This window comes from Hoeflea sp. Naph1, from assembly GCF_046837775.1.
In the GTDB taxonomy this organism is placed as follows: Bacteria; Pseudomonadota; Alphaproteobacteria; order Rhizobiales; family Rhizobiaceae; genus Hoeflea.
Genome location: NZ_CP177286.1, coordinates 4,508,168 through 4,520,857, shown reverse-complemented (window position 1 = coordinate 4,520,857; position 12,690 = coordinate 4,508,168). Strand labels below are relative to the sequence as shown.

Annotated in this window: 7 protein-coding genes and 2 pseudogenes; 7 read left to right on the top strand and 2 right to left on the bottom strand. The window is 57.9% G+C overall.

Features of this window, described 5'->3' with window-relative positions; all coding sequences use genetic code 11:
* The first annotated feature begins 30 nt into the window (after positions 1–30).
* From ACK6D9_RS21635 to ACK6D9_RS21620, 4 genes and pseudogenes are all read left to right on the top strand, one after another.
* On the top strand, positions 31–1,266 hold the full coding sequence (locus ACK6D9_RS21635; protein ID WP_412050074.1) for an efflux RND transporter periplasmic adaptor subunit: 1,236 nt from the start codon (positions 31–33) through the stop codon (positions 1,264–1,266).
* Positions 1,263–4,376, top strand: coding sequence for an efflux RND transporter permease subunit (locus ACK6D9_RS21630; protein WP_412050073.1), 3,114 nt, complete (start codon positions 1,263–1,265; stop codon positions 4,374–4,376). Before ACK6D9_RS21635 ends, ACK6D9_RS21630 begins: the two co-directional genes overlap by 4 nt.
* A gap of 454 nt (positions 4,377–4,830) precedes the next feature.
* Positions 4,831–5,582 (top strand): IS5 family transposase gene (locus ACK6D9_RS21625; RefSeq protein ID WP_412049012.1). Its coding sequence is split into 2 segments (ribosomal slippage): positions 4,831–5,164 and positions 5,164–5,582, totalling 753 coding nucleotides; the frame shifts between segments, so codons are not numbered across the junction.
* A 374-nt stretch (positions 5,583–5,956) separates the two neighbouring features.
* Positions 5,957–7,121 (top strand): annotated as a pseudogene (locus ACK6D9_RS21620) (IS3 family transposase).
* A gap of 81 nt (positions 7,122–7,202) precedes the next feature.
* On the opposite strand, the pseudogene ACK6D9_RS21615 reads toward ACK6D9_RS21620, so the two are convergent.
* A pseudogene (locus ACK6D9_RS21615) lies at positions 7,203–8,017 on the bottom strand (IS5 family transposase).
* 257 nt (positions 8,018–8,274) lie between these two features.
* Entirely contained in the window at positions 8,275–9,321 is a 1,047-nt protein-coding gene (locus ACK6D9_RS21610; protein ID WP_412050072.1) for a substrate-binding domain-containing protein, read from the bottom strand.
* A gap of 205 nt (positions 9,322–9,526) precedes the next feature.
* Between ACK6D9_RS21610 and ACK6D9_RS21605 the strand changes: the two genes are divergently transcribed.
* From ACK6D9_RS21605 to ACK6D9_RS21595, 3 genes are all read left to right on the top strand, one after another.
* Complete coding sequence (locus ACK6D9_RS21605; RefSeq protein ID WP_412050071.1) at positions 9,527–10,564, top strand: sugar ABC transporter substrate-binding protein; 1,038 nt, start codon at positions 9,527–9,529, stop codon at positions 10,562–10,564.
* A 65-nt stretch (positions 10,565–10,629) separates the two neighbouring features.
* Entirely contained in the window at positions 10,630–11,436 is an 807-nt protein-coding gene (locus ACK6D9_RS21600; protein ID WP_412050070.1) for an ATP-binding cassette domain-containing protein, read from the top strand.
* Positions 11,433–12,680 carry a sugar ABC transporter permease gene (locus ACK6D9_RS21595; RefSeq protein ID WP_412050069.1) on the top strand — a complete coding sequence of 416 codons (1,248 nt, stop codon included), beginning with the start codon at positions 11,433–11,435 and terminating at the stop codon, positions 12,678–12,680. Before ACK6D9_RS21600 ends, ACK6D9_RS21595 begins: the two co-directional genes overlap by 4 nt.
* Positions 12,681–12,690: the final 10 nt, after the last annotated feature.

The window sequence follows — 12,690 nt, the reverse complement described above, 5'->3', positions numbered from 1 at the left end:
GATGATGATGAACAGATTAGGAATTTATAGATGCGCAGGCTTGTCACATTGATTGTCTCGGCGGCGATACTTGCCGGAGCATATTTCATTGCATTCGGCGTTCCCGCATCTCTCGGGGTTTCGTCGGAAACCCAGACCGCAGGCGGACAGCGGGAAGGCAGGGCCGACAAGAGTACGTCACCGGCAGGTCGCGCTGGCGGGCCACGTGGTGCGAATACGACAACGGTGGTTCTGAGCCCTCTGCAAAAGCAGCCCTATGAAGACATCCTGCGCGCGGTTGGCAGTGCCGACGCAGTGCGCAGTGCCAGCGTGATTTCCAATGTTTCAGGCGATGTGATCGAGACCAACCTTTCCGCAAACAAGGAAGTCTCGGCTGGTGACGTGCTGGTGCAACTCGATGCCCGCACCGAAATGTACAATCTCGAAATCGCCCAGGCCGAACTTGAACAGGCCCGTGACAAGGTGTTGCGCTACGAGCGGCTGCTCGCATCCGGAAACTCGTCGATAACCGATGTTGCCCTTGCCGAAGCGCGTATTGCGCAGCGGATGGCCGAGGCGAATGTCGGCCTCGCGCGAGTGGCATTGGATGACCGGACCATCAAGGCCCCGATTGCAGGCAAGCTGGGTTTGAGCGATGTGGAGATCGGTGACACCCTGTCTGCCGGCAGTGTCATTGTGACCGTAGATGATTCCGAGGCTTTGCTGGTGGTGTTCGAATTGCCCGAACGCTCTGTCGGTCTGCTGGAAAAGGGCCAAAAGGTCCTGACAAGCACCCCGACCTATACCGGCCAGGTGTTCGAGGGAGAGATCGTCTCATTCGACAGCCGCATCGACAGTGTCACCCGCAGCGTTACTGTCCATGCCCGGATCGACAATTCCGACGCGCGGCTCTGGCCGGGCATGAGTTTTGCTGTGCGCATTGTCCACGAGAGCGACCCTTTGGCTGTTCTGCCTTCAACTGCGATCACCTGGTCGCGCAGCGGATCGAGTGTCTGGGTCGACAGGGATGGCGTAGCCGAACAGGTTGCTGCCGCGATCCTGTATCGTCGTGACGATCAGGTGTGGATTGAAGCCGATATTGTCCCGGGTGCGCAGGTGGTCACCGAGGGCGCGCAGAAACTGCGGGCAGGCTCTCTCATTGTGGCGGCAAACGGCGCCGATGGCGATCCGAATGGTAGCAAACAGGATTCTGGGCCGGCGCGCTCTGAACTGAAGCTTGGCCAGGCCGATACGCAACAGCGCATCTCGACGGAGAAGCCGATATGAACGGGGAAAAGCCGCAAGGCCGCAAGTCAGGCGTGGCGGATCTTTTCGTTGCCCGCCCGATTTTCGGTGTTGTCATCAATCTGCTGATCCTGATTGCTGGTCTGGCGGCGCTTGTCTCGGTGGATGTGCGCGAGATGCCGGATGTCGATCAGCCGGTGCTTTCGATCCGCACCACCTATGAAGGTGCCGTTCCCGGCACCGTTGACCAGGAAGTAACGCAGGTTCTGGAGGATGCGCTGAGTGCGCTTGATGGCGTGTCCTATATCGAATCGAGCTCCAGCACTGGCGAAAGCCGGATCACCATCGATCTTTCGGAAGGGACCGACGTTGATATCGCCGCAAACGAGGCGCGCGAGATCGTGTCATCAACGCAGCGGGCACTGCCCGATAATATCGAAGATCCGGTGGTCTCGAAGAGTGACAGCAACGCCGACGCGATCATTCGCCTGGCCGTGCTGGGCGATGCCACATTCGACGAACTGACCACCCTGGCCGAGGGGGTGATCTATGACCGGCTCTCGGTTATCGACGGCATTGCCGAGGTTTCGGTTCGCGGCAACCGGGGCAATGAATTCCGCGTTACGCTCGACATTCCCTCGCTGCTCAATCGCGGGCTGACGGTTTCCGATGTTTCGACCGCGCTGCTGGCATTGCGTGACGACACTCCGCTGGGCTCACTTGAGGCAACATCCCAAACCATCGCCTTGCGTGTCGGCAATGCCGAAGTGACTGCCGACAGCGTTGGCCAGGTGCCGATCAACGCCACCACCCGTGTCTCAGACATCGCCTTTGTCCAGCTGGTTCCCGAGGACAGCGATGTGTTTGCCCGCGTCAACGGCCAGTCCGCCATCGGGCTGGATATCAGCCGTCAATCGGTTGGCAACACTCTAGAAATTTCCAAGGCGGTGAGCGCTGCCGTCGAAGAACTGCGCAAGGAATTGCCCGGCGGCGTCGATATCGTCATCACCTCCGATGATGGCGTGTTCATCGAAGGTTCGATCGATGAGGTGGTCAAATCCATCGGTCTGGCGGCCGTGATCGTGGTCGCTGTGATTTTCGCATTCCTGCGCTCTGCCAGTGCAACACTGATCCCTGCGGTGACAATCCCCGTTGCCCTGGTGGGCACCGTCGCGGCAATCTGGCTGACCGGGTTTTCGGTCAACACTATCAGCCTGCTGGCGCTGGTTCTGGCCACCGGCATGGTCGTCGATGACACGATTGTCGTCATCGAGAACATCGTGAGAAAGCGCCAGCAGGGCATGGGGGCCTTCGCGGCCGCTGCCGCTGGCACCAACGAGGTGTTCTTTGCCGTGATTTCGACGACGGCGACGCTGGCCGCCGTCTTCATTCCGATCTCGTTCCTGCCCGGTCAGGCAGGGGGCGTGTTCAGTGAATTCGGTTTCGTTCTGGCCTTCGCCGTCACCCTGTCATCGATTTCGGCTTTGACGCTGGCGCCGGTGATGGTGGCGTTTCTCGATCCTGGCCGGGCAGGGGCTGGAAAACCAGACGCCGGGCCGGGCCGGCTGTCCCGCGCTTTCGATTTTGTAATGGACCGGGCCATTCGCGCGCCACTGATCGTGATTTCTGTTGCAGTCGGCTTTGCCATCATTGCTGCCGGGTCAGCGGCCACGCTTTCCTCTTCCATCACGCCCAGTGAAGATCGCGGTTTTTTCCTGGTGCAGGCGCGTGGCGCTCCCGACACCACGCCTGAATATCTCGATGGCCAAGTGGCGATGGTCGAGGACATTCTGACCCCTTACCGTGAAAGCGGTGAGGTGACTGCGGTGCAAAGCATCATCGGCGTCGGTGGTGGCACCAGTGCCTTCATCATCGTGCGGCTCCTCGACTGGAATGACCGCGACCGGAGCCAACAGGTTATCATCGCCGAGATCAGCGGTGAGTTGTCCAAGGTCCCCGGGGTTCAGGTCAGTGCGCGCTCGACCAACAGTCTCAACATCCGCGGTGCGGGAAGGGGACTGCAGTTCGCGGTGACCGGCACCGATGTCACCGCCATGACCGATGCGGCTGATGTGCTGGTCGCGGCAATGGCTGAAGACAGCATGTTCCTCAATCCGCAACTGTCCAGCGACAATGTTCAGGCCCAGTACGAGGTGCGGGTGAACGGAGATGTGGCAGGCATGTTCGGGCTGAGCGAAGCCGAAATCACCCAGACCATCAGCTCGATGGTGCAGGGAAAAGTGGCGGTCACCGTGTTTAAGGGCGATACTGAAATCGACGTCAAAGTGGTGCCGGGTGGCCCGCCGATCAATGATCCTACCGATCTCGAATCCATCTTTCTGCGTCTGCCTGACGGCGCCTATATCCCGCTGTCGGCTGCCGCGACGCTTGAACCGGTGGTCAGCCAATCCCAAATCGAGCGCCAGGGCGGATCGCTGGCTGTGTCGGTCCAGGCCAATCTCGGCCAGGGTGTCGATCTCGGCGATGCCATGACACGGCTGAACGAGATTGCTTCAGAGACACTGCCCGGCGGCATGGGGGTTACCTTTACAGGCGAGGCGGCGTCGCTGTCGGACAGTCAGGCAGGCATGTACATGGTGTTTGGCGTGGCCTTCGTGGTTGTGTTCCTGGTGCTGGCCGCACAGTTCGAGAGCATTGCCAGCGCCGTCGTCATCATGCTGACGGTGCCGTTTGGTCTTGCTGCTGCGTTGATGGCGATTTCGCTCAGCGGCGGGTCGTTGAACTACTACAGCCAGATCGGGCTGGTCATGCTGATCGGGGTGATGGCCAAGAACGGTATCCTGATTGTCGAATTCGCCAACCAGCTGCGCGAGGCGGGACAGGACATAGACAGCGCGATCCGCGATGCGCTGCGGCTGCGCATCAGGCCGGTGATGATGACCATGTTGTCGACGGTGTTTGGCGGATTGCCGCTGATCCTGACATCAGGTGCGGGTGCCGAGGCGCGGATCGCGGTCGGCTGGGTCATCGTTGGTGGACTTGGCTTTGCCACCGTGTTCACCCTCTTTCTTACCCCGGTGTTCTACCGCTGGATTGCAGTCTGGGGTGCCGAACCCGGCATGGCATCCAAGCGGCTGAGGCATGAAAATGCGACAGGCGCGGAGGCTGGCGCTCACGAAAGGATGGTCTGATCTGTGAACAAAAAAATTACATGGAAGAGCAAATCACGGGACGCAACCAATGCGGGCGTAACAGGTCGCGATCATATCGGAAGCAGGAACTTCTGCCCCATTGTCGGGAAAGGTACCATTTCTAATCCCGCATCATCGGTATTCGGTCAGCGCAGAACTTTCCCCTGACCGCAATTGAAAGCCGCCTCTGGAGCGAACGCCGCGAGCGACCTTCGGCCCCGCATAAGCGACACGGACGCAAGTAGCAGCGAATAGTGGTTTTCTGGCCTTCCCGACGAGATAGCCACGGCAGACGAAAGCCTTAAGCTTTCGAAACATTGACCTTGGCGCCCTCGCCAGCAATATCTGCTTTCACGAAAATCTGAGATTGTCTCAATAACTAGGGGCTGTTGACGTTCGGGATTCCCAAATCACCTGACTTCTGATTCAAGGTTGCAAACGGAGGAGATCAACCTTGACCCGAAGAGTCCTATCCAATTCGCAATGGGCGATCATCGAACCATACTGCCTGGGTAAAACCACCGATCCCGGACAAACCGGACGTGACCCACGACTTTTCATGGAGGCAGTCCTCTGGATCGTCCGCACGGGCGCGCAATGGCGCGAATTGCCGGGTGAGTTTGGCAAATGGAATTCTGTATTCAAGCGGTTCCGCAGATGGGTCAAAGCGGATGCTTTCTATTGTATGTTCAAAGCATTAGCCTCAGACGCCGATCTGGAATACGCAATGATCGACGGTACTATCGTCAAGGTTCATCGCTCGGGTCAGGGCGCAAAAGGGGGACTCTCTGCCAGGCCATTGGACGCTCACGCGGCGGCATAACGACAAAGATACTGGCTCTGACGGATGCGCTCGGTAATCTCGTCGATTTCTGTCTGATGCCAGGGCAAGCTCATGATCTGCGCGAGACCGATGCGTTGATCAGCGGCTTGTCCGCCGGATATTTGCTGGCGGACAGGGCCTTTGACGCGGATTGGCTGCGCAATGGCCTGCTGGATCGCGGCATAACCCCGGTCATACCGCCAAAATCCAACCGGAGGTTCCCGGCAGAGTTCGACAAGGAAACCTACAAATGGCGGCATTTGATCGAAAACTACTTTGGCAAACTGAAGGAAAACAGAGGGATAGCAATGCGCTCTTGCAAAACCGACCAGAGTTTCAAAGCCTTCATCTCAATTGCCGCAACGCTCATTCACACACGGTAAACGTCAACAGCCCCTAGGCTCAAGTCCTGCTCAAACCCAGTTATTAAAATCCAACAGAATCACTTCCAGTGGTTCAAGCGAAGCGTCTCAAATTCCACCTGTGGTGGAGGTTGCTGACTGTCTGTGCAAGAGAGCTTCAGAACCTCGGGCAAGTCGTGTTTGTTGCGCCTCATAGCCGACAGGCTGAAGAAGTGTCGGCAATCGATTGTAACGGGGATATATACAGCTATGTCGACCGCCGTGTTGATGGCATCGAAGCCTACCGACGGTTGCCGGATGGTTACTCCACGCGCCGCGGAGTGTGACCTTGGAGTTGCCCCCTGAAAGTGGTCCACCAACTGGGATAGATTATCCCTCAAATTGGAGGATCAGCGATGGCTGGAAAACGAGATAAGCCGGAAGAGATTGTATCGAAGCTTCGGCAGGTTGAAGTTCTGCAAGGGCAAGGTGCGACGATTGCTGACGCGGTGCGCCAGATCGGCGTGACACAGCAGACGTTTTATCGATGGCGGAAGCTCTATGGCGGGATGCAGCGATCTCAACTCACTCGGCTGAAAGAGCTGGAGAAGGAGAACCAGCGGCTTCGGCGGGCGGTGTCTGACCTGACACTGGACAAACTCATCCTGACCGAGGCGGCAAAGGGAAACTTCTAAGCCCTTCGCGTCGTCGCAAGTGCATCGACCATGTGCGGCGGGAGCTCGGCGTATCGGAACGCCGCGCCTGCCGCACGCTCGGACAACACCGATCCACACAGCGCAAGGTGCCACAGGGCCGGGCAGATGAAGAACGGCTGACCGATGATATCATCGAACTGGCCGACAAGTACGGGCGCTATGGGTATCGCATGGTCACCGGTCTGCTGAACAACGCGGGCTGGCAGGTAAACCATAAGCGGGTTGAGCGCATCTGGCGGCGTGAAGGGCTGAAAGTGCCACAAAAGCAGAAGAAAAAGGGGCGGCTTAGGCTGAACGACGGATCATGTGTGCGTCTCAGACCGGAACGGCCAAACCACGTCTGGTCCTACGACTTCGTCCAGGATCGAACCGCTGACGGCCGCGTCTATCGGACGCTGAATATCATCGACCACTGCCCGGCAGGCGTTTGCTTGCAAACGGCGAGAGGGAATACACCAGGGAGGCACTCATGATCCGCGTGGACCGCAAGCTCAACTCAACGGACGTGCTGGATGCTCTGACAGACCTATTCATCCTGCGCGGCCCGCCGGAATACATTCGGTCGGACAATGGGCCGGAATTTATCGCCCAGAAGGTGCGGGATTGGATTGCAGCTGTTGGAGCCAAGACGGCCTACATAGAGCCAGGCTCACCATGGGAGAACGGATACTGCGAAAGCTTCAACGCCCGGTTCCGCGACGAGCTGCTGAACGGCGAAATTTTCTACAGCCTAAGGGAGGCGCAAATCCTGATCGAGCAATGGCGTATCCACTACAACACCGTCAGGCCGCATAGCGCTCTGGGCTACCGCCCGCCCGCGCCGGAAAGCATTGTCCCGATGGACCAGACGCCCATGATGCACTAACAATCAAACCGGACCACCTGATGGGGGCACGCCAGCGTGATTCAACCTTTGCCAATGCTGGGAAATCGAGTCAAAAGTCTGTCAGCGACAACAGTGCCTTGCCAGCCATCTGACGAGAATGCGGATAGGAGCGATCAGGGTCCAGGCAGATGAGTTTTCGATTGGATTTTCCCAATCCTTTGCCATTCTGCGGCATCTGCCGAGCCATGCGAAGGTTCGTACTACGACCCATCTGCGGGGCAAGACCTTGTAGCATTTTTTGTCGTCGCAGCGCCGGATGATTTCGATGCTCCAACGCCCCTTTCCTTTCAAAGCCTTCCTAAGTTTGTCGCCAGCTTAACCTCCATCTGCGAAGGTATGGCGGATAAACGAATATAGACGGGGGCTGATTGTAACGCAGGCGCGGCACCATCGCGGTCCTGAACGGCGGTGCTGCGAACGACAAGCCCAACCATGAAGCCGTTGGTGTCGGTGAAAATAATGCGTTTGCGGCCCTTGATCCTCTTCCCTAGGTCATCCGCAAACCTCACCACTTTTAGTGGTCTTGACGCTTTGGCTGTCAATGATCCCAGCACTCGGGCTCGGTTCATTCCCTCAAGTTCTCGCACCAGTTGGACGAGCGCGAAGTTCATCAATGACAGCGTGTCCTCAGTGCGCCAAGGGCAGAAGTAGTCTCGCACGGTGGAGACCGGTGGAAAGTCTTTTTGGCTACATGCGCCAAGTAATCCCGCCGCCTGCGATGTAGCGGATCGCATTCAAAATAATGCCATACCGATTGTTCGGCGCCAGCCGACTGGAAGTGCGGGTGGCACAAAAGGGCGGGCAATAGCCCATTCGGCGTCCGTTAAATCGCTTGGATGCCGGTCGAAACTGCGGTTATGCTCAGCGCGAATAATATCAGGTCAGGGCATCGTGGCCTCCATCGAATCTTTGACGATCCGTCGGAATCGCATCCCTCTGATATCACTCAACTACTTTTAAATCGGGCTCTTAACGACTCCATCAATCCGTGTAATTTTGCCTGTCGGCTAAAAACTCCCCGCCGCCTTACTTCTACGAATATATCTACAAATTTCGTACAACCAATTCAGAAAAATTCAATCCAAATCCGACAAATCAGATTGCGGGATCAAACACCGAGTACGACAAGACCTTAGAAGGCTCTGAGGATACAGGGGATCAATATTCGTTCTTTCGATTCGGTTTGAGTGCCGATCAGCGCGAATGCAGTGTTTAGCATGGCGGTGACATCCTGTTCGACCATTCCCACATTGCCCGGGAGGAAAGAACCGAACGGGTCCCAGTCAAAACAACCGTATCTTACCCAGTCGGCGCCGCTCGCTAGTTCGCTGTGCCAGCGCACAACTCCCTCAAGCGAAATGGTCGAGTTGACGAACAGGCCGGAGGGGCCATCGGGCACGAAGTCTGCGAGGGCTCGCGCTGCTTTCTCGGCTGAGTAGCCCGATGCCATGATGTACGCTTCGGGAACCGAAATGCCGCGGGCACGCTGGGCTGCCAGAAAGCCTTCGAGGCGTGCGGCCGTATTGTGGTCGGTTAATCGGCCACCGATGAATTTCAAGGGGCCGTTCCACCCCAGATCCTTCTCACAACGATCAAGAATGAGGTCGGTTAGGTCCCGTGCCGCTGTGTAATTGTCGGAGATGACGGAAGGCGCGTCGCTTCCCGGCAAATCCAGATTGATCGATTGCACGCCAGATGCCCTGCAAAACGCGGATATGCGATCCGGGTCGGTTGCCCCGGTCGAGATAACGCATTCAGCCTGATACGAAACCAGTTCCTTTGCGGCCTCGAATTCCAGTTCCGGGTCACGCTGTGTGCAGGTAATGACCGGAAAAAGCTCGTGCTCGCGGGCGACCTGCTCAAATTGCTCTGCAATCTTGCCAAAATACCGGTTGTCGTATTTCGGGACGATCATCCCGACAATGTTGGAGCGCTCCCGTCTTAAGAGGCTGGCCTGAACATTGACGGCATATCCCTGTTCTTCCGCAAGCCGCATCACGCGCTCGGCCAGCTTCTGGCCGATTCTTCTCTTCTTCCAGGTCCCGTTTAGGATGGAACTGACCGCGCTCGGAGAGGCGCCGGCCAGCGTTGCAAGATCATAAATAGTTGTTCTTTTTGTATTTTTATCCATCTTGTCCTTCTCGGCCTGACGCTGTTTCCCGGCGCTTTGGAAATGCATCTTGACTCAGATAAATCGATGGAGCAATGTTTGCTCAATCGAATGAGCACGATGTTCATTCGATTGCGCACCTGAATTTGTGCGGGGGGAGGACAAGAATGCGAGCTGCAGCAACCGCTCTCACGGGTGGTCAGAACTACGGTATCTCCTTTTCCATCCGTCCTCCGCATAAGAGTCGCTCACACGCTTTTGGAGGAAAATTCAAATGACCAGGACCACTTTGCTTGCGGCCGCATCGACGCTCGTCGCGGCCATGTTCGCCACGCCTGTATATGCACAGACTGTCGCTTTCCTTATGCCCGATCAGGCTTCGACTCGTTATGAAGAGCATGATTGGCCCGGCTTTCAGGCGGCAATGGCCAAGGCCTGCCCGGACTGCACATTGATTTACCAGAACGGCAACGCCGATGTTGCGCTTCAGCAGCAGCAGTTCAACTCGGTCATCACCCAGGGTGCGACCGTGGTCGTTCTTGACCCGGTAGATTCCGCCGCAGCTGCTGCGCTGGTGCAGATTGCCCACTCCCAGGATGTCAAGGTCATCGCTTATGATCGGCCAATCCCGGACTCTCCGGCGGACTTCTATGTCTCGTTTGACAATGAAGGCATCGGCTACGCTATCGCACAGTCGCTGGTCGAGCACTTGCAGGCGTCGGGCGTGCCCGAAGGTGCAGGGGTTCTTCAAATCAACGGTTCGCCCACCGATGCGGCAGCCGGCCTGATCCGCGATGGTATCGATCGCGCGCTTGATGCGTCGCCCTACAAGACTTTGTCCGAGTTTGACACACCCGATTGGGCGCCGCCTAAGGCACAGGAATGGGCTGCTGGTCAGATCACCCGTTTTGGAGCGGACATCAAGGGCATCGTGGCAGCCAACGACGGAACCGGCGGTGGTGCGATTGCAGCTCTGAAGGCCGCGGGTGTTGATCCGCTTCCGCCCGTCACTGGCAACGACGCGACCATTGCCGCACTGCAGCTGATCATTGCCGGCGATCAGTACAACACGATTTCCAAGCCTTCCGAAATCGTCGCCGCTGCGGCCGCTGATATTGCCGTCATGCTGCTCAAGGGTGAAACACCTGAAGCCAGCACCACCCTGTACAATACGCCGTCCAAGCTGTTTGTGCCGGCCGTGGTGACCAAGGAGAACATCAAGGCGGAGATCTTTGATGCTGGTATCCAGACCGCTGCCGAAGTGTGCACGGCCGAATATGCCGATGCTTGCGCCGCCCTCGACATCAAATAACTTGGAGCAATTGTGTGGCGCCTCTTAAATGGCGCCACACAACCATTCTTTGGGAGAGGAACGTCATGACACAGCAACAGACTGTCCCCGGAAGCGGCGAGCCGATTCTGCGCTTGCGCGGCATCGGCAAACAATTCGGTGCCGTGACCGCGTTGGAAGACATCGAGCTCGACGTTCATGCAGGTGAGGTTGTCGCTCTGGTGGGTGACAACGGTGCAGGCAAGTCGACGCTGGTCAAGGTACTGGCCGGTGTGCATCAACCGACCTCCGGCACCATCGAGTATCTTGGAAAGAAAGTGACGCTGGATACACCCGGCAAGGCGCTCGAGATGGGCATTGCTACGGTTTTTCAGGATCTGGCGCTGTGTGAGAACCTCGATGTTGTTGCCAACCTCTTTCTCGGCCACGAAATTTCGCCGTGGCGCATGGATGAGGTGCAAATGGAAGTGCGCGCCTGGACGCTGCTGAAGGAACTGGCGGCCCGCATCCCGTCGGTGCGCGAGCCCATCGCCTCTCTTTCGGGTGGTCAGCGGCAGACGGTGGCCATCGCGCGCTCGTTGCTGCTGGACCCTAAAATTATCATGCTGGACGAACCGACTGCTGCACTGGGTGTGGCCCAGACGGCAGAGGTCCTCAATTTGATCGAGCGGGTTCGTGATCGCGGTCACGGCGTCATTCTGATTTCGCACAATATGGAAGATGTCCGCGCTGTTGCAGACCGCGTCGTCGTGTTGCGTCTGGGCAAGAACAATGGCGTCTTCACCGCCGAAACATCGCATCAGGACCTCGTGGCGGCCATTACCGGCGCCAGCGAAAACTCGGTCTCGCGCCGTGCCGCACGCCAACTAGAGCCCGTGAGTGAAAACCAATGACTCAGGAAACACAATCCGCTCCACAACTTGATCGCGCTGATACGCGCATGCGCCATGACGCGGGCCTGTCGGGCGCGCTGCGCGGCTTTACCGACCGGGTTCGCTCGGGTGACCTTGGAATGCTGCCGGTCGTCGTTGGTCTCTTGCTGATTTCAGTGGTTTTCAGCACCCTCAACCCGATATTTCTTGCACCTAATAATCTGGTAAACCTGCTCTTTGATGCAGCAGCCGTTGGCTTCATTTCGCTCGGGGTTGTCTGCGTTCTGCTGCTTGGAGAGATTGACCTGTCGATCGGCTCGATGAGCGGTCTTGCCTCCGCGATTACCGGCGTGCTTTGGGTCAATATGGGCATTCCCTTGCCTGTCACGATCCTTGCCGTGCTGGTCTCTGGCGCGCTGGTCGGGCTTCTCTACGGCTTTTTGCGCAATCGCTTCGAGATGCCAAGTTTTGTGGCAACCCTGGCAGGGCTGCTGGCGCTCTTGGGAATGCAACTCTATATTCTGGGGCCGACCGGATCGATCAATATGCCCTTCACCTCGGCGCTCGTGCGGTTCGGACAGATCATGATCATGCCGGCATGGCTTTCTTATCTGGTTGCTGTCATTCCCGGTGCGCTATTGGTGATTGGCGGCATCCGCACCAATCAACGGCGAACCGCGGCGAACCTTTCTTCGTCGGGAATGAGTGTGACGGTCGTCAAGGCCGTGTCCCTGACAGCCGCGCTGGTCTTCGCAGTGTTCTATTTGGGGCAGGGGCGCGGCGTGCCCTGGATGTTCGGTGTTTTCGTGCTTTTCGTCATGATCCTTGATTACGCCCTGACCCGCACCCAATGGGGTCGGTCGATGTTTGCCGTGGGTGGCAATGCTGAAGCGGCCCGCCGTTCCGGGATAAACGTTCAGCGCATTCGCCTGTCGGCATTCGTGGTCTGTTCGACCTTCGCCGCTCTCGGAGGCGTGTTCGCAGCCGCCCGTCTTGCCTCTGCCAGCCAGCAGGCGGGAACCGGTGACGTCAACCTCAATGCGATCGCTGCCGCGGTGATTGGCGGCACGTCACTGTTCGGCGGGCGCGGGTCGGCGTGGTCTGCATTGTTGGGCGTTCTCGTCATCATGGCGATTTCCAACGGCCTGACATTGCTCAATCTGAGCTCATCGCTTCGCTACATGATCACAGGCGCCGTTCTTGCCATTGCGGTCATCGTTGACTCGCTCGCACGCCGGTCGCGTGCGAGCCACGGTCGCGCCTAGGTCCCGGGAG

What these genes read in the sequence shown, in the direction of transcription:
- ACK6D9_RS21635 (WP_412050074.1), top strand. Translation starts at nt 31, where the DNA reads ATGCGCAGGCTTGTCACATTGATTGTCTCGGCGGCGATACTTGCCGGA.
- ACK6D9_RS21630 (WP_412050073.1), top strand. Translation starts at nt 1,263, where the DNA reads ATGAACGGGGAAAAGCCGCAAGGCCGCAAGTCAGGCGTGGCGGATCTT.
- ACK6D9_RS21610 (WP_412050072.1), bottom strand. Translation starts at nt 9,321, where the DNA reads ATGCATTTCCAAAGCGCCGGGAAACAGCGTCAGGCCGAGAAGGACAAG.
- ACK6D9_RS21605 (WP_412050071.1), top strand. Translation starts at nt 9,527, where the DNA reads ATGACCAGGACCACTTTGCTTGCGGCCGCATCGACGCTCGTCGCGGCC.
- ACK6D9_RS21600 (WP_412050070.1), top strand. Translation starts at nt 10,630, where the DNA reads ATGACACAGCAACAGACTGTCCCCGGAAGCGGCGAGCCGATTCTGCGC.
- ACK6D9_RS21595 (WP_412050069.1), top strand. Translation starts at nt 11,433, where the DNA reads ATGACTCAGGAAACACAATCCGCTCCACAACTTGATCGCGCTGATACG.